The sequence below is a fragment of the Shewanella metallivivens genome (assembly GCF_028750675.1).
Lineage (GTDB): Bacteria > Pseudomonadota > Gammaproteobacteria > Enterobacterales > Shewanellaceae > Shewanella > Shewanella metallivivens.
The window spans coordinates 190,752-209,152 of sequence record NZ_JAQQPZ010000001.1 but is presented as its reverse complement, the minus strand read 5'-3'; the positions used below and the strand labels follow the sequence as shown (position 1 = coordinate 209,152).

The following is an 18,401-nucleotide window of genomic DNA, read 5'->3' as shown; positions in this document are numbered from 1 at the left end:
CAATAATACCTAAGCCTGACAAAGAGCTTGTAAGGTATAGCCTTAATTACGGTGCGGATCATATCTGAGATTGGACTTTAAACAAGTAGAATTTAATCTAAAATATCAGCCAATAAAAAAGGCCACCTAAGCGACCTTTATGAGTAGAACCCAACCACTGTAACTAGTCACGTTGGCGGGTTGGCTTTCCGTGGTTTGACCCCACTTTATGCTTGCGAACAGCACGGCGGATTTTAGCACTTTTCACTTTAGAGCGGGCAACACTGTGTTTGTCTGTGCCAAGCAGTGAACGAGTTTCAGGCTCTAAACCAGCAAGTTGACGTAAATAGTTAACTTGATCAATGGGTAGCTCAATCCAACCACCACGGGGTAAGGTTTTGGGTAACTCAACCTGACCATAGCGCACACGGATCAAGCGACTTACTTGCACTTCTTGTGATTCCCATAAACGACGCACTTCACGGTTACGCCCTTCACGTAGAGTCACATGCCACCATTGGTTAATACCTTCACCACCAGCCGCTTTAATGCTATCAAATTGTGCAGGGCCGTCTTCTAACGTTACACCTGTTCGTAAACGTTGTACCGCTGCCTCTGGCACTTCACCAAAGGTACGCACGGCGTATTCACGCTCAACTTCGTTTGATGGATGCATTAAACGATTAGCTAATTCACCATCACAGGTGAATAACAATAAACCCGAGGTATTTATATCTAAACGACCGACGGCAACCCAGCGTGCATCGCGCACTTTAGGTAAACGTTCAAATACGGTTGTACGGCCTTCAGGATCTTTACGCGAGCAGATTTCACCTTCAGGTTTATGATAAGCAAGCACACGACAAATAATGTCATCTGCTGATTTTAATGAAATCGCGCGGCCATCAATACGTACTTTAGCATCAGCTTCAACACGATCGCCTAAACTGGCAATTTCACCGTCAACACTAACTCGGCCTGCAGCAATCCATGCCTCCATCTCACGACGGGAGCCATGGCCTGCACGGGCCAAGACTTTCTGCAATTTTTCACTCATTAGCGGGGACTCTTTAAAGAAATTCTATAAAAAGCAAAAGGTTCATTACATTTTGCTTTATTGTCTTTTTAGGATTGTACCCGCCTATAGCGCATACAATTAGAAAAGTGCGCTGATTATACGCTGAATGTGGCAAACGAGCAAAAAATAACAAAAAAAACCGCCAACCCAGAGAGATGAGGCGGCGGTCATTAAGTTTAACTTACCTTGTATTTAACCGTGAGGGATATCTTGTTTATCGAAACGAATGTTAAACAATAAACTATACATCACTGGCAATACCACTAGAGTTAACAAAGATGCAAACCCAAGACCAAAGATAATCGTGATCGCCATAGAGCCAAAAAAGGCATCACTAATGAGCGGGATCATCCCCAGCATTGTGGTGATGGCTGCCATCATTACTGGGCGTACACGACTTACACAAGAATGCACTAATGCATTTGTCGGTGCCGCGCCATCATGAAGTTCAAGGTTTATCTGTTCAACTAATACAATACCGTTTTTGATCACCATGCCCGACAGACTCAGCAAACCAAGCAAAGCCATAAAGCTAAAAGGTGCGTCAAACAACAGTAAGCCTGCTGATACCCCAATAACCGCCAGTGGCACAGTAAACCAAATCACTAAAGGCTGCCTTACCGAATTAAACAACAATACGGTAATTAAAAACATTGCCAAATAGCCCAGTGGAATAGAGCTAAATACAGCCGTTTGCGCTTCGCCCGCGGATTCGTATTCGCCGCCCCACTCTAATCGGTAACCTGAGGGTAACTCAATGGCTTCGACTTTTGCTTTTACCTTGCGGTGCACTGAGTCAGCGGTTTCGTCTGAACCTAACTTAGGATCGCCCAACACAGCTAACATGCGGATCCTGTCTCGGCGCATCACCAAAGGATTTTCCCATTCAGTAGTAAATTCACTGACAACTTGCGTTGCTGGCACAAAAGTATTGTTCTCGGTACTCCAAATTTGCATTTTCCATAAACTGTCTGCGTGCAATCGCTCTTCCGCAGGGGCACGAGCAATAATCGGCAATAAATGGCTGGTTTCACGGTATATGCCAATTTGCTTACCACTAAAGTTAAGCAGTAACGCGTTATCTAAATCCTGCTTACTGATCCCAGTCTCACGAGCTTGGGCATTGAGTAATTGCGGGCGGATAACAGGCACTTGATTACGCCAATCATGACGTACACCATCCATTGCCGGCTCAGCACGGAAAATAGCTTCGGCCTTCGTTGCTAAAGCACGTAACACTTGAGGGTCTTCACCGTAAAAACGAGCCTCGATTTTCGCTGCTGGCGAAGGACCATTTTCCATCATTTTGAATCGGTATTGCGCTTGCGGGAAGCGTTGCGTTAAATAGCGTTCAACTTTTGGCATGTACGCTTTAACGGCATCTAAATCTTCCATTTCGATGAGCATCTGTGCAAATGCGGCATAACCTTTTTCAGGTTGATATGGCAATACAAAACGTTGTGCGCCTTGGCCAATAACACTCGACAAATGCACCATGCCGGTATTGTTTTTCTCGTCCTCTTGCATCAGCTCTTGTTCTATCTGTGATATAAAACGCTCGGTAGCTTTAATGTCTGTTCCTTCAGGCATCCATACATCCACAAAGAAAATCGGCGTATTCGACGCAGGGAAAAACACATTTTTGATGTAGCCAAAACCAAACACGGCCGATATCAACATAACCAGAACTAACAATAAGGTGACAATACGATTACGAAGCACGAATGATAATGTGCCGCGATAAGCGGTAAATAACCAACCTTTGTAAGGGTCACTTTCTTCATCACCTGGCTCTGCATCTTTAAACAACACATTACAGAAAAATGGCGTTAATGTGATAGCCGTAATCCAACTGATAAACAATGAAATCATCAATACTTGAAATAGCGAGCGACAAAACTCACCCGCTGCATTTTGTGATAAACCAATTGGTGCGAAAGCGATAATGGCAATAATGGTTGCACCTAATAGCGGCCACTGTGTTTGCGATACAATCAGCTTCGCTGCGGCTAAACGAGTTTTACCACGCTGTAATCCAATGAGCACTCCTTCAGTGATCACAATGGCGTTATCAACCAGCATTCCTAGTGCAATAATCAATGCTCCTAACGAAATAAGCTGCAGCTCAATGCCAAGCACTTTCATCATGATAAAAGTACCTAAAATGGTCAGTAACAGGATAAGACCCATCAATAAACCTGACCGAAGCCCCATAAAGAGCAACAATACGGCGATAACAATCCCAATTGACTCAAGTAAGTTAACTAAGAAGCCTTGAACCGTGTTATCAACTTCATGACTTTGATTGTAAACAGTATCTAAAGCCATACCGATAGGTCGTTGCGACTCTAACTCTTGTATGCGCTGATTGACGCGTTCACCCACATCAACCACGTTGACCCCGCTTGAGAATGAAATCCCCAAACTGAGCGCTAACTGGCCTCTGTTGTGATAAATCACACTCGGTGTTTCATCGTAATCTTTGGCAATATGGGCTATGTCGCCCAAATAAATAAGTTCGGTACTACCCGGTGAACTCACCACGAGACGAGACAACTCTTTTACTGAACTAAACTCACCCGTTGGGTGCAATCGGATACGATTGTCGCCAATAACGATACTGCCGGCATTAGACACCACGTTTTGATTGTTCACTAGGCTATATATGTAGCTTTGATCTAATCCTAAAGCAGACAGCTTCTGTTGAGATATTTCAATAACCACTTGTTCAGTAATATTGCCTACAACAGACACTTTCTTAACCCCAGGAACCAACACGAGTTCACGGCGTAAAAAGTCTGCGTAGTTACTTAATTCACGGTTGTTAAAATCATCGCCCGATAAATTAAGTAAAATACCGTACACATCACCAAAGTCATCAATCACTTGTGGTGTAGCCGTTCCGGGTGGTAATTGGCCTTCGGTATCGCTGACTTTACGACGCATTTCGTCCCACACTTGGGGCAAACGAGATTTATCGTAGCTGTCTTTAATTTCGATTTGAATTTGCGATAAACCAGCGCTGTTAATTGAAGTAATGTGTTTTACCCCGTCTAACTGCTGTAAGGCATTTTCAAGCGGCAGGGTCACCTCTTCTTCAACTTGCTCTGGCGATGCTCCAGGGTATGCGGTAATAACCAACGCCTGCTTGATGGTAAATTCAGGAAATTCGAGCTGGCCTAAACCAGTAAATGCCACACTACCGCCAATCAGCAGCAATAGCGTAAACATCCAGCTAATCACTTTGTTGTTAATTGAGTACTCAGCAACACTCATCGCTTATACTCCTCGCTGCCAGTGTAATGGCTTGACCTTCATACCTGCGCTCAACTGAGAGATACCTGCGGCAACAATAAAGTCACCTTTATTTAAGCCGGTTAACACCTCAACACCTTCATTGCTCACGCGGCCGAGTGTCACACTTACAGGGCTAACAACACCGTTTTTTGGATCAAACTTCCACACCGTCACTTGGCCATTAGTATCAGCTTTATCCACAGCGGTAATCGGGACCACTGCGGTAAAAACACTGTCATCAATCGACGTTTCACTAATCGTTAATTCAGCGCTCATACCAGGCAGTAAACGCACATCTTGAGGTTGCACTAATGAAAATACCACTTCGTACGCCTGGGTCCCGGGTGTCACTTGAGTAGAGTATTCTTTAAAACTCGCGATAAACTCTCTGTCGTTCATCGCGCTAAAGCGCACTTTAGCTTTTAAGTCGTGGTTCACTTTTTGTACATACTTGGCGACGATCGCTTCTGGCACTTGAATGCTAATATCCAATAAGTGATTATTTTGGAGAGTCAAAATACCTTGGTTAGCTTGTACTATTTGATGGTTATCAACCATGCGCTTAGCAATGGTGCCACTAAAAGGCGCTTCAAGGCGGGTGTAACTGAGTTGATCTTTCGCGGCTTCTAAGGTTGCTTTAGCCGTTTTTAATTGTGCTTTACTGCTGTCAAAGGCCGCTTGAGAAATCAATTTACGGCTAAACATGGCTTGATTACGAGTAAACTCTGCCGACAAAAACTCGTAATTAGCTTCGCTCGTCATGAGGTTATTTTTAGCATCACGATCATCTAACTTTGCCAGCAAATAACCTTGTTCAACTTGTTCGCCTTCAACAAGATCAAGTTTGACTAACTGACCTGACACTCTAAACGATAATTCAGCACGACTATTAGCCGCCACTTTCGCAGGAAATTTATGTATTTGGTTAGCCGCTGTCTCAGAGACTTCAAATAATTTAACAGGCCGAATAACGTCTTTCTCTACGGTTTTTTCAGCTTGCGAACAACCAGCAAAAAACACAGAAACCAGCAATGTTAGCGGTAACATTGAGTGATATTTCATCGAAAAATCCTTGGTGATAATAATGCAACAGACATAGGTATAAAGATAATAAGTCCGAAGAGGGATAAATATTGACATAAGTACGACAACAATACGCTGATTTACAGTTGCATTAAACGGGTTTGTTTGGGAATATCAATCCCATTATTTGAGTTTGACTTATCCGTTACAATTTTGGGCACAATGAATGAAAACCGAAGACATTGCCTTATTTCACCGTATTGTCGAAACCGGCAGCATACTTGAAGCAGCAAACCTACTCAACTTACCAAAATCGACCGTCAGTCGCCGGTTAATTTCTTTAGAGGAATCATTAAATATTAAGCTGTTTCATCGCTTAAGCCGTTCTATTTCGTTAACATCTGCTGGCAGTCAGTTTTATCAAAAAACCTTAACAATGTTGGCAGATCTTGAGCAAACCTTAGCAGAAATCACTGACACCAAAGCGGAGTTAACTGCTCATTTACGTATCTTAATATTTCCAGTGCCACAAATAATGAATGTGATCAGCAAAATATTTGCCTTTATGGATGAAAATCCAAAAGTCTCTATTGAGATCATCACCAGCACAGAACCACTCGATATGGTGCGTAACAACATTGACATCGCTTTCATGATCAATGAAACCTTTACCGAGTTTGATATGGTGGCCAAACCCATCCTTAGTGAAGCAATGTGCTTTTTTGCCAGCCCAGAATACCTCGCAAAAGCAGGAACGCCACTGAAACTTGCTGATATTGAGCAACATAATTCCATTTTATTTCGTTTTCCAAACGGTAAGACGTTCAGCGAAGTGCCGTTAGCAAATGATGTTTTGCAAGCGGTAAAAGGCAACCTGTGTACCAATAGCATTCATCTCGCTTATGAGGCCACTCGGTTAGGTAGAGGAATTGGTTATTTACCAGAAGGTTTATGTGTAGAGGATGTGCAACAAGGTAAACTGTTGCGCTTATTTGATGATTTACCTCCCTATATTGGGGTGGTGTATTTAGTTTACCCGTCACGACGCTTTTTTAATTTAACAGGGCAACGCTTGCTAAACTTCATGCAAGCTGAGCTTCCACTCCAAAACACACCTCATTCAAATGTGGGTGCCAAACCCTGGATTTAACCGTTCGCTCAAAAAACTAGATTAGGGGTTATTTGCTAGAGTCAGCCTGCTGCTTGTTATCACTATCAATTTGTTCACTGTCATCATCAGGCAGTGGTTCATCGAGGGCGATACTGGCCTTATCAAACAATGCCTGCAATGATGCAACATCGGTTAGCGCCGGTAAATCTGCCAATTTTTTTAAACTAAAATAATCTAAAAATTGATTGGTTGTGGCATACAGAGCTGGTCGGCCGGGCACTTCTTTATGGCCAACCACTTTAATCCAATGGCGATCAAGTAGGCTCTTAATAATATGGCTGCTAATGGCCACACCACGAATTTGCTCAATATCACCACGAGTTACCGGTTGACGATAAGCAATAACGGCAAGCGTTTCCATGGTGGCACGTGAATACTTAGGCGCTTTCTCTTGCCATAGCGGCTGTAAAAATGGACTAAGAATTTCTTGCGTTTGGAACCGATAACCGCTGGCAACTTTAACCAGCTGCACTCCACGGTCTTGATAATCTAACTGCAGCTCATCAAGAGCGTCTTGAATACGCACGCGCGACACACTAAAGTCGGCCAATACGGTTTCGTTTAATGCCTTGACGGTTAAAGGCTTACCCAATACAAACAGACTGGCTTCGATAAGTTGTTTTAATTGAATGGCATTAATTTGATTCATAGCACCCAGGACTCAATAACAATGGTAAACGGCCGTTAAAACGCTTTAACATAAATAGGTGAAAATGGCTCATTTTGTACAAGCTCAACCAGCAACTCTTTAACCAACTCCATTAACGCCAAAAAGCTCACCACCACTCCAGCCCGTCCTTCACTCACATCAAATAAACGCTCAAAACTAATATAGTCAGAGCTCGATAACATGGCTAAAATTTGGCTCATGCGCTCACGAGTTGATAACTGCTCGCGCTTAACATGGTGATCTTCATTCGCATCAATGCGTTTAAGCACCTCACCAAATGCCCGGGCAATATCGGCTAGCGACACCTCTGGTGGTACAACAACAGATTTAATACTGGGAGCGGCCATTACAGAGGCTTGAAACACATCGCGGTCAATACGAGGGAGCTCATCTAAATCGGCGGCGGCTTGTTTTATCACTTCATAGGCTTTTAGCTGCCTAATAAGCACCACACGAGGATCTTCTTCCTCGTCATCTTCGTTGGCCATTTTAGGCAATAATAATCTCGATTTAATTTCGGCTAAGGTAGCGGCCATCACCAAATAATCTGCAGCTAACTCAATACGCGCTTCGGTTAAAATCTCAATGTAAGCCAAATACTGATGAGTAATTTGCTGAATAGGTAAATCAACCACATCCAGTTTTTGTTTACGAATTAAATACAGCAGTAAATCCAAAGGGCCTTCAAAGGTTTCTAAAAATACTTCTAGCGCTTCTGGCGGAATAAACAAGTCTAGCGGCATGCTGTCTATCGCTTGGCCGCGCACGACTGCTAGCGGAAGGCTTTGTTGAGTGCCTTGCATGATTATTCCTTTGGATTCAGTTTAACAAGAGGCTTATTCAAACGTACTGGTATCGCCAGCACCACGTCGTAAAATCACCACCTCATCTTCAGACATATCTATCACTGTGGTTTGCTTTTCAGGTAAATAACCACCGTGGATAATGCCATCAACTTGATGCTCTAAAATATCGCGAATATGTTCAGGGTCTGACTCAGCAAACTCCTCGTTTGGCATCACCAAGCTAGTGCTCATCATTGGCTCATCCAGCGCTTCAAGCAGCGCTAATGCAATCAAGTTATTCGGCACCCTGATACCAATAGTGCGTTTTTTATCGCACTGTAAGCGGCGCGGCACTTCTTTGGTTGCTTTAAAAATAAAGGTGTATGGCCCTGGTGTGCAACTTTTAAGTAAGCGATACGCTTGGTTGTCAACCCGGGCAAAGTTTGCCAGTTCAGATAAATCGCGGCACATTAACGAAAAATTATTGTCGTTTTCTATCTGACGAATACGCACCATACGGGTCATGGCATTTTTGTCGCCAATCATGCAACCCAGTGCATAACCCGAATCGGTAGGATACACAATGACCCCACCCTGTTTGAGAATCGCCACAGCCTGAGTAATCAGGCGAGCTTGTGGGTTTTCATCATGAATATAAAAAAATTGACTCATGTCCGTTCCATCCAATTATGAGATTGCCAAACCCACTCGACCCCCTGGGGTTGGTATAAGTTCTTACCTAGTTCGATCCAATTACTCGGAAAATGAAAATCACTGCCCACAGAGGCAAGCAGATTATTCTGTTTACTCAGTGCAATAAGATTGTTGCGATCGTCCAATGTTTGTTGGCCCAAAATTACTTCCATGGCATCGCCACCCGCTTCGGCGTATTCACGCACAAGGCGTTTAAGCCATTTTGCCGACAACTTATAACCGCTAGGGTGGGCCAGCACCGCAAGCCCTCCCGCTTGATGGATCTGCTCAATGGCAGTGGCCATGTCGCCCCAATTATTGGGCACGTACCCTGTTTTACCGCGGGCTAAATACTTTTTAAACACACTGGGCATATCTGTCGCATGGCCATTATCAGCTAACCAACGTGCATAGTGACCCCGGCTTAACGCCGCATCGCCAGCAATGGCTTTAGCACCGGCGTATGCCCCTTCGATGCCTGCTTTGGCCAAACGCTCGCCAATTTCTTGTGCTCGCACTTCACGCAGTTGGCGTTGATGAGCTAAAAAAGTTAATAACCCTGCATGAGTAATATCAATATTAAGCCCAACGATATGAATATCAAAACTGTTCCATCGCGTCGAGATTTCACAGCCGTTTATCAACTTTAGTGGCGTCTCATGCGCTTGGTTGGCAATGTGGGCTTCAGCTAAGCCATTAACGGTGTCATGGTCGGTAATAGCAAACATCTCGACGCCCTTTTCAACGGCGCGAGCAATTAATTGAGTTGGAGTCAGTTGACCATCAGAGGCGGTCGTGTGGCTATGAAGATCGGCCAATAGTGTCTGTGTAATCATCTGTTTATTGTACAAGAATACCAATAAAAATACTGCTGGGATTAATGATTAAATCTGAGTAAATAACAACTATTTTTAGGCTAACGCCTTACATTACGTTCAATAAATCATCAGCAGACAGGACTCAACACATTTTTTAGCGGTTTTTGAGTAATATTCAATTGACTTTAATGCCCAGCTGGGGTTTCCTATAGGCACGAAAGATGAACCCTAAAATAGCGATTAACAATGACACACTCTGTAGCTTCATTACACATTTCTTGGTGGTGGCACTTCCCAAATTAACGGGTGGTGTGAAGCGTTGTGCTCATTTTAAGAGACAAGATTTTACCAAAAAGCCCGCAGAAATGTGGGCTTTATTGTTATTTGGCCCATAGGAATTACCGGGTTAAACAACAGTTAAGGCAAACCAGATGATAAACATAATTACCCAAGGAGCGGCAGCATAGTGACTACACAATCTCAACTCGCTCAGGTTAGCACGCAAAAACAGGCGTTAACCTACCATACAGATCCACTGAATCTGTACCAGCAAATCACCCAAAACGCGCCGCATACTATGCTGCTTGAATCTGCCGAAGTCGAAAGTAAAGATCATCTTAAAAGCATCGTGTTAACTCACGCTGCAATGATGATCCGCTGTGATGGTTATCAACTGACGTTTAGCGCCCTAACCGATAATGGCGCCAGCTTACTTGAGCCAATTGCCACATTCTTTAGCCACGCAAGCTTACAACGCCAACCTAATCAATTAATCGTCACCTTGCAAAAAGCCACCGAGTTACAAGATGAAGATGCGCGCTTAAAGTCGACATCACCGCTTGATGGTTTACGCATGTTTGTGCAGCACATTCACACTAATAATGAGGTTAAATTTGAAGACTTATTTTTAGGTGGTGTACTGGCTTATGACTTAATCGACACGGTAGAACCCCTACCCGCTGCACCTAATGCCAATAACGATTGCCCTGACTATTTATTTTACCTTGCTGAAACCTTGATATTAATCGATCACCAAACGCAACTAGCAGATATTGTTAGCCATCAATTTAATCAAGATCCTGCGATTAAAACGCAACTGCAAACTCAAATCGACACCGTCAGTCAGCAATGTACAACATTAGGTGATGTTGCTGTACTAAAGCCTGTCGATGCTGACACTGGCGTAAATATCAGTGACGAAGCATTCAAAGAAACAGTCGTGGATTTAAAAGAGCACATTGTCGCTGGCGATATTTTCCAGGTTGTGCCGTCTCGTTGCTTCAGTTTGCCTTGCCCTAATACCCTAGGAGCCTACCGCGCGCTTAGATTAACCAACCCAAGTCCTTACATGTTCTACTTCCGTGGTCCAGATTTCACCTTATTTGGCGCATCGCCAGAAAGCGCCCTGAAATACGATGCCGCCAGTAACCAAGTCGAAGTGTATCCTATTGCCGGTACCCGCAAGCGCGGTAAAAACGCCCTAGGCGAGATTGATTTTGATTTAGACAGCCGCATCGAGCTTGAGCTGCGTTTAGACAAAAAAGAACTGTCTGAGCATTTAATGTTGGTCGACTTAGCCCGCAACGACATCGCCCGTATTAGCCAAAGTGGTAGCCGTAAAGTGGCCGAACTATTAAAAGTTGATCGTTACTCCCACGTGATGCATTTAGTCAGTCGAGTTACCGGCCAATTACGTCTCGATTTAGATGCCCTGCACGCTTATCAGGCCTGTATGAACATGGGGACCTTAGTGGGCGCGCCAAAAGTACGCGCCTCACAGCTAGTGCGCGAAGCAGAAAAAGCCCGTCGTGGCAGTTATGGCGGGGCCGTTGGCTATGTCAACGGTTTAGGTGACATGGACACCTGCATTGTTATCCGATCAGCCTTTGTTAAAAATGACGTGGCTTATATTCAAGCTGGTGCAGGGGTCGTGTTTGACTCAGATCCCCAAGCCGAAGCCGACGAAACCCGTCAAAAAGCCCAGGCAGTGATTTCTGCCATCAAAATGGGAGGTGGACTATGAGCAACACGACCGAACAAACAAGCGCGCCAATGAAATTATACCTACTCGACAACTTCGACTCATTCACCTACAACCTGGTGGATCAATTCCGCAGTTTAGGCTGTGAAGTATTAATTTACCGTAACGATGTAAGCGCCGACTATTTAGCTGAAAAACTCATCAATGAAACCAGCAAAGTCGCTTTAGTATTATCCCCAGGCCCAGGAGCCCCGCACGAAGCCGGTTGCATGATGGAACTGATTGGTAAAGTGGCCGGTAAAGTGCCCATGCTAGGTATTTGTTTAGGCCATCAGGCAATGGCTGAATACTACGGAGGTAAAGTTGAGCGCGCCCCTTTTGTAGTACACGGTAAAGCCAGCCCAACCTTTCATAATGGCAAAGGCGTATTTGCTAACCTTCCCTCGCCACTGCCGGTCGCGCGCTACCATAGCTTAGTGGCAACACGGGTACCAGATTGCCTTGAAGTGATAGCCACCACAGATGATATGCCAATGGCACTATTGCACCCACAACACCAGGCGATTGGATTTCAGTTTCATCCAGAGTCAATATTAACCACCTTAGGTAGCCAATTATTGACCCAAACCTTGGCCTATTTAACCCAAGACAACACTGCAAAAGGAGGCGCATAATGGACAATCTACAACCTTTATTTGACCATCTTTATACAGGCAATGGCTTAACTCGTGAGCAAACAGCGCAAATTTTTAGCGCAATCATCAACGGCGAAATGGAACCGGCCACCATGGCAGGGATGTTAGTCGCCTTAAAAATGCGCGGTGAAACCATTGACGAAATCACTGGTGCAGCTGATGCGTTAAGACAAGCTGCCAAACCTTTCCCTCGCTCAGCGCAATCGATTGAAAGCGGTATTGTCGATATTGTCGGCACTGGCGGCGATGGTTACAACACCATTAATATCTCAACCACCGCGGCTTTTGTGGCCGCCGCTGCTGGCGCTAAAGTGGCAAAGCATGGCAACCGCAGTGTGTCGAGTAAATCGGGCTCTTCTGACTTATTATCCCATTGCGGTATCGCGCTAACCATGGCGCCCGAAACCGCCAGCCAGTGCTTAGATAAACTCGGATTATGCTTTTTATTTGCACCGCACTATCATGGCGGGGTAAAGCATGCGGTTCCTGTTCGAGCGGCACTTAAAACCCGCACGATTTTTAATGTGCTTGGGCCATTAATTAACCCGGCAAAGCCTGAAGCAATGCTACTTGGCGTGTACAAACTCGAGTTAATTGAACCGATAGCACAAGTGCTTAATGCCCTTGGTGTAAAACGCGCCATGGTGGTATACGGTAGCGGCCTAGACGAAGTGGCACTGCACGATATTACCCATGTAGCAGAACTAAAAGATGGAACTGTACGTACCTATGAACTCACCCCTGAAGACCTTGGGGTCACTCGCGCAGACATTAGTGCGCTCACAGGCGGCGAGCCAAGCGACAATGCGCTAATCACTCAAGCGATTTTACAAGGGCAAGGCCAAATAGCCCATCGTGATGCGGTTGCCATTAATGCTGGTTGTGCGCTGTACGTTAGCGGGATTTGTGATTCGGTTCATGCAGGCACCCAACTGGCACTCGCTACACTCGCAACAGGCAAAGCCTATACATTGTTAACTGATTTAGCCGCGGCAAGCCAAGCTGGAGAAAACCATGAGTAACCCTGAAAGTAACGTATTAACACGCATTGTTGATACCAAAGTTGCCCATATTGCTGCCCTAAAACTGCGCTTTCCTGAAGCCAGTTTGCAGCCCAAACAATCTGATCGTAGTTTATACCATGCGCTCAAAGCACCAAATGCACAGTTTATTTTAGAATGCAAAAAGGCCAGTCCCTCTAAAGGCCTTATCCGCGCAGATTTTAATGTTGAAGCCATTGCCGACATTTACACTCAATACGCAGCGGGGATCTCGGTGCTCACCGACGAAGCGTTTTTTCAAGGCGACATGGACTACATCCCTAGGGTGCGTGTACGCGTCACCCAGCCGATTATCTGTAAAGATTTTTTTGTCGACCCATATCAAGTGAAGCTCGCAGCGCATCAAGGGGCCGATGCCATTTTATTAATGCTGTCTGTGCTCGATGACGATCAATATCGACTACTGGCTAACGAAGCAGCTAAGTATCAACTCGATACCTTAACTGAAGTGAGTAATGAGCCGGAATTACAACGCGCAATTGAGCTCAACGCCCCGATTATCGGCATTAACAACCGTAATCTGCGTGATTTAAGTACCGACTTAGCCACCACAGAACGTTTAGCACCCCATATCCCGGCAGACCGAGTTGTCATTAGCGAGTCAGGTATTTATACCCACCAGCAAACTCAGCGCTTAAATCCTTTGGTCGATGGTTACCTTGTTGGTAGTTCTATCATGGCACAAGCCGATATCGATTTAGCCTGTCGCCAGTTAATTTATGGCAATAATAAAGTGTGCGGTTTAACTCGCATTGACGACATCGCCGCGGCAGCAAAAGCCGGCGCCGTTTTTGGTGGATTGATTTTCCACCCTAAATCGCCAAGAGCGGTTAGCGCACAAAAGGCAGCAGAACTGATTGCGCAAATGCAGCAACAACACATTGCCCTGAACATGGTTGGGGTATTTGTTAATGAGCAGCCTGAAATCATCGCCAACCTAGCCCAATCGCTTAAGCTATTTGCGGTGCAATTACACGGCAATGAAACCACGCTCGAGATTGATGCCCTGCACGCATTATTCACGCAAAAGCAGCTCAGTACTCAAATTTGGAAAGCGGTTGCTATTGACAGCCAAACAGGTGAAGTAGCCAACAAACCCCAAGGCGCTGACAAGTATTTATACGACAGCAAGTCGGCCGAGCAATTTGGCGGAACCGGCCACACCTTTAATTGGCAAGCCGATATCGACAATAAAGCCGATGCCATGTTGGCCGGCGGATTAACGCCAGACAATGTTTATCAGGCCAGTCAGCAAGGCTTTTATGGGGTCGATATTAACTCTGGGGTAGAATCATCACCGGGCCATAAAGATCATCAAAAACTGATTGAAGCATTCACCCAATTACGCCGTAACTAGTTTGCACATTACGACAACATTTTTAGCAATAACACGATGACTCAAAGGGAACATTTATGACCGAGCTCAAGCTTAACCCTTATTTCGGCGAATACGGTGGTATGTACGTACCACAAATCTTAGTGCCAGCATTAAAGCAACTTGAAGCAGCTTTTGTTGATGCACAACAAGATGAAAGCTTTCATGCTGAATTTAACGATTTATTAAAAAATTACGCGGGCCGCCCAACAGCATTAACCTTAACCCGCAACCTTAGCCCAAACCCAATGGTAAAAATTTACCTTAAGCGTGAAGACCTACTCCATGGTGGTGCACACAAAACGAACCAAGTATTAGGTCAGGCTTTACTTGCTAAACGCATGGGCAAAAAAGAAATTATTGCCGAAACGGGTGCGGGCCAACACGGTGTTGCCACCGCCCTAGCCTGTGCACTTTTAGGTTTAAAATGTAAAGTCTACATGGGTGCCAAAGATGTTGAGCGTCAGTCGCCAAACGTGTTCCGCATGAAACTCATGGGCGCAGAAGTTATCCCTGTAACCTCTGGCTCATCAACCCTAAAAGATGCCTGTAACGAAGCCATGCGAGACTGGTCTGCAAGCTACGACAAAGCGCATTATTTATTAGGTACTGCAGCGGGTCCACATCCTTTTCCAACTATCGTGCGTGAATTTCAGCGCATGATTGGCGCTGAAACTAAAAAGCAAATACTTGAAAAAGAAGGCCGTTTACCAGATGCCGTCATTGCCTGTGTCGGCGGTGGATCTAACGCAATTGGCATGTTTGCAGACTTTATCGATGAGCCGTCGGTTGAATTAATTGGCGTTGAACCTGCCGGCAAAGGGATCGATACCCCTATGCACGGTGCACCGCTTAAGCACGGTAAAACCGGAATCTTCTTTGGGATGAAGTCACCATTAATGCAAGACAGCTCAGGGCAAATTGAAGAGTCATACTCAGTGTCTGCGGGGCTTGATTTCCCCTCTGTTGGTCCACAGCATGCACATTTAAACGCCATTGGCCGTGCTCGTTATGAGTCTGCAACCGATGATGAAGCATTAGACATGTTCCAAGAGTTAGCTCGCTGCGAAGGGATTATCCCGGCATTAGAGTCTGCCCATGCGTTAGCTTACGCTGTACGCCTAGCCAAAGAAGCCACCAAAGAAACCATTCTGGTGGTTAACTTATCAGGCCGTGGTGACAAAGATATTTTCACCGTATCAGACATTTTAGCAGCCAAAAAAGAGCAACAGGAGAGTGGCAATGAGTAACCGTTATCAAGCAACATTTTCAGCCCTCAAGGCTCAACAAAAAGGCGCGTTTGTTCCCTTTGTGACCATTGGCGACCCAGGCCTAGAGCTGTCGTTAAAAATCATTCAAACCTTGGTTGATAACGGTGCCGATGCCCTTGAATTAGGGTTTCCGTTTTCAGATCCCCTCGCCGACGGCCCAGTGATTCAAGGCGCTAACTTACGCGCGTTAGCAGCAGGCACTAAGCCAAAGGATTGTTTTGAGCTCATCGCGAAAGTACGCGCACAACATCCTGATTTACCAATAGGGCTATTACTGTACGCTAACCTGGTGTTTGCTAATGGTATTGATGCTTTTTATGCCAAAGCCCAAGCAGCTGGTGTTGATTCTGTATTAATTGCCGATGTGCCGGTTGAAGAGTCAGCCCCCTTTAGCCAAGCTGCTAAAGCACACGGCATCGCGCCTATTTTTATTGCACCGCCAAATGCCGATGCAGATACCTTAAAGTTAGTCAGTGAGCATGGCCAAGGCTACACCTACTTATTGTCGCGCGCAGGTGTCACGGGTACCGAATCAAAAGCAGGCCAACCCATTGAGACTATCTTAGCCCAGCTTGCAGAGTTTAATGCACCACCACCCTTGCTCGGTTTTGGTATAGCAGAGCCAGAGCAAGTGCGTGACGCCATTAGCGCAGGCGCTGCAGGCGCAATTTCAGGCTCGGCAGTGGTCAAGATCATTGAAGCACACCAACATGATGAAGCCACATTGTTGGCTAAGCTTGCAGCGTTTACCACGGCAATGAAAGCGGCAACATAAGCGATAATTTATGCATATAGCCAATCACTTAAACAAGCATCTTGGTTGATTAAAAAAGGAGCAACGTGTTTGCTCCTTTTTTTATCCCCGCTATACTCAATAAAATGCAATGTGACTAACAAAATTACATTGAGTATTACATCCGGGGCACAAAAATGACACGTTCGTTGATAAGGATTTTAACGATTACCTTTCTTGCGATATACAGCGGCTTTAATACCGTTGACGCTTCTGCTAAACCTAAAACTGTAGTTTATTATAACGCAGCGATTCAGGGCATAGACCCTAAACAAGCTTACTTTATTTCGTTACTCGAATTGGCATTAGAAAAAAGTCGCGATCAATATGGCGACTATCAACTCAACGCTGTCATGATTGATATGCCTCAAGGCCGTGCTCTGAAAATGGTGGAAGAAAACAACATCATTGACGTAGTGTGGACCATGACGAGTATAGAACGAGAAGCACAATTACAAGCGATTTACATCCCACTATTAAAAGGATTAATGGGCTACAGAATTGGTCTTATTCGTAAACGCGATCAAGCAACATTTGAAAAAATGGACGCGAGTGGCATTAAGCAAACATTAATGGGCCAAGGCACTGACTGGCCCGATATAGACATTTTACACAGTAATGGTTTTAAGGTTATCGGCAGTATTGATAGAAAGCTCATTGCCATGTTACTAAAAGGCCGGTTTGACTATTACCCTCGTGCAATACATGAACCATGGCGTGATCTGGCTCGTTATCCAGACGTGATATTAGATAAGCGATTTTTGCTAAACTACCCGGCACCAATTTATTTTTTTGTGAATAAGGCCAACACCCGGTTAGCTGAACGTATAGAATATGGTCTGCGAAAATCAATCGTTGATGGCAGTTTTGATGACCTATTTTATCACCACCCCATCACCCAAGATATGATCCAAAAATCTCAACTGGATCAACGTACAGAAATTGTACTAACCAACCCCTACCTTTCCAAAAAAAGTGCCTCGCTACTTAATGAGCCACAACTGTGGATCACCCTAACCCCAAAAAACACCCCAACATATCAATAGCACAAGCTTGCTGTTCATAAACCGAGGCTGCTCATGTACAATCGAGCCTTATTATATCGTTGGATAAACCACAACGCTGGTTTTGTAGACCCATTCTGTTTGAGATATTTATGAAGCAATTGTTAGATTTTTTACCCTTAGTCATTTTCTTTGCCGTATATAAATTTTATGACATTTATACTGCTACAGGTGTGTTAATCGTAGCTACCGCCATTCAATTAGTGGTGACATACCTACTATACAAACACATTGAAAAAATGCATTTAGCCACCTTTGCCATGGTCACAGTGTTTGGTTCACTGACGTTGTTTTTTCATGATGATGCCTTCATTAAATGGAAAGTCACTATCGTCTATGCCTTATTTGCAATGGGGTTAATTGTGTCACAAGTCATGGGAAAACCGGCGCTGAAAAGCATGCTAGGAAAAGAAATGACAGTAGACGACAAAATCTGGACTCAGCTCACATGGTATTGGGTCAGTTTTTTTGTACTATGTGGTTTAGCAAATATTTATATTGCCTTTAGTTTGCCTCTTGAAACCTGGGTAAACTTTAAAGTGTTTGGCCTTACCGCCCTCACCTTAATCAACACTGTGATTACCGTGGTTTATCTGTACAGAAATATGCAAGATGAACCAATAAAACCTGAAGATGGTCAATGATCA

16 protein-coding genes are annotated in these 18,401 nt (G+C 44.7%); 9 read left to right on the top strand and 7 right to left on the bottom strand.

Translation table 11 applies throughout. The features are described from left to right. Window positions 1-163: 163 nt before the first annotated feature. The 3 genes from rluB to PQR79_RS00855 form a co-directional block, all read right to left on the bottom strand. Window positions 164-1,036, bottom strand: a complete 873-nt coding sequence (gene rluB, locus PQR79_RS00865; RefSeq protein ID WP_238105620.1) for a 23S rRNA pseudouridine(2605) synthase RluB — start codon at window positions 1,034-1,036, stop codon at window positions 164-166. 213 nt (window positions 1,037-1,249) lie between these two features. Beyond that, complete coding sequence (locus tag PQR79_RS00860; protein ID WP_238105622.1) at window positions 1,250-4,333, bottom strand: efflux RND transporter permease subunit; 3,084 nt, start codon at window positions 4,331-4,333, stop codon at window positions 1,250-1,252. A gap of 3 nt (window positions 4,334-4,336) precedes the next feature. After that, window positions 4,337-5,416 (bottom strand): efflux RND transporter periplasmic adaptor subunit, encoded by a 1,080-nt coding sequence (locus PQR79_RS00855; RefSeq protein WP_238105637.1) that lies wholly within the window; start codon window positions 5,414-5,416, stop codon window positions 4,337-4,339. Window positions 5,417-5,603: 187 nt separating this feature from the next. Between PQR79_RS00855 and PQR79_RS00850 the strand changes: the two genes are divergently transcribed. Continuing rightward, entirely contained in the window at window positions 5,604-6,527 is a 924-nt protein-coding gene (locus PQR79_RS00850) for a LysR family transcriptional regulator (protein ID WP_238105639.1), read from the top strand. A 28-nt stretch (window positions 6,528-6,555) separates the two neighbouring features. Here the strand turns inward: PQR79_RS00850 and scpB are convergent, their stop codons facing one another. Genes scpB through rnm form a run of 4 tightly spaced genes read right to left on the bottom strand, consistent with a single transcriptional unit; the run spans window position 6,556 to window position 9,532 of the window. Then, a complete protein-coding gene (scpB, locus tag PQR79_RS00845; RefSeq protein ID WP_238105649.1) occupies window positions 6,556-7,197 on the bottom strand; it encodes an SMC-Scp complex subunit ScpB in 642 nt (213 codons plus the stop codon). 35 nt (window positions 7,198-7,232) lie between these two features. Next, window positions 7,233-8,021 (bottom strand): segregation and condensation protein A, encoded by a 789-nt coding sequence (locus tag PQR79_RS00840; protein WP_238105652.1) that lies wholly within the window; start codon window positions 8,019-8,021, stop codon window positions 7,233-7,235. A 33-nt stretch (window positions 8,022-8,054) separates the two neighbouring features. Further along, window positions 8,055-8,675, bottom strand: coding sequence for an L-threonylcarbamoyladenylate synthase (locus PQR79_RS00835; RefSeq protein ID WP_238105660.1), 621 nt, complete (start codon window positions 8,673-8,675; stop codon window positions 8,055-8,057). Further along, window positions 8,672-9,532, bottom strand: coding sequence for an RNase RNM (gene rnm, locus PQR79_RS00830; protein ID WP_238105663.1), 861 nt, complete (start codon window positions 9,530-9,532; stop codon window positions 8,672-8,674). Before rnm ends, PQR79_RS00835 begins: the two co-directional genes overlap by 4 nt. A gap of 448 nt (window positions 9,533-9,980) precedes the next feature. Here rnm and PQR79_RS00825 point away from each other — a divergent pair, with 448 nt between their 5' ends. The 8 genes from PQR79_RS00825 to PQR79_RS00790 all read left to right on the top strand — a co-directional run bounded on the left by PQR79_RS00825 (window position 9,981) and on the right by PQR79_RS00790 (window position 18,398). Further along, window positions 9,981-11,537 carry an anthranilate synthase component 1 gene (locus PQR79_RS00825; protein ID WP_238105672.1) on the top strand — a complete coding sequence of 519 codons (1,557 nt, stop codon included), beginning with the start codon at window positions 9,981-9,983 and terminating at the stop codon, window positions 11,535-11,537. 29 nt (window positions 11,538-11,566) lie between these two features. Then, window positions 11,567-12,169 (top strand): aminodeoxychorismate/anthranilate synthase component II, encoded by a 603-nt coding sequence (locus PQR79_RS00820; protein WP_238106160.1) that lies wholly within the window; start codon window positions 11,567-11,569, stop codon window positions 12,167-12,169. After that, window positions 12,169-13,212, top strand: coding sequence for an anthranilate phosphoribosyltransferase (gene trpD, locus PQR79_RS00815; protein WP_238105674.1), 1,044 nt, complete (start codon window positions 12,169-12,171; stop codon window positions 13,210-13,212). The genes PQR79_RS00820 and trpD overlap by 1 nt, the downstream gene beginning before the upstream one ends. Then, on the top strand, window positions 13,205-14,608 hold the full coding sequence (gene trpCF, locus PQR79_RS00810; RefSeq protein ID WP_238105682.1) for a bifunctional indole-3-glycerol-phosphate synthase TrpC/phosphoribosylanthranilate isomerase TrpF: 1,404 nt from the start codon (window positions 13,205-13,207) through the stop codon (window positions 14,606-14,608). Before trpD ends, trpCF begins: the two co-directional genes overlap by 8 nt. A 56-nt stretch (window positions 14,609-14,664) precedes the next feature. Continuing rightward, complete coding sequence (gene trpB / locus PQR79_RS00805) at window positions 14,665-15,876, top strand: tryptophan synthase subunit beta (RefSeq protein ID WP_238105691.1); 1,212 nt, start codon at window positions 14,665-14,667, stop codon at window positions 15,874-15,876. Then, complete coding sequence (gene trpA / locus PQR79_RS00800; protein ID WP_238105701.1) at window positions 15,869-16,672, top strand: tryptophan synthase subunit alpha; 804 nt, start codon at window positions 15,869-15,871, stop codon at window positions 16,670-16,672. Before trpB ends, trpA begins: the two co-directional genes overlap by 8 nt. Window positions 16,673-16,827: 155 nt before the next feature. After that, window positions 16,828-17,736, top strand: coding sequence for a transporter substrate-binding domain-containing protein (locus PQR79_RS00795; RefSeq protein WP_238105717.1), 909 nt, complete (start codon window positions 16,828-16,830; stop codon window positions 17,734-17,736). A 110-nt stretch (window positions 17,737-17,846) separates the two neighbouring features. Next, window positions 17,847-18,398: a septation protein A gene (locus PQR79_RS00790; RefSeq protein WP_238105719.1), complete on the top strand. Its 552-nt coding sequence runs from the start codon at window positions 17,847-17,849 to the stop codon at window positions 18,396-18,398. Window positions 18,399-18,401 lie beyond the last annotated feature (3 nt).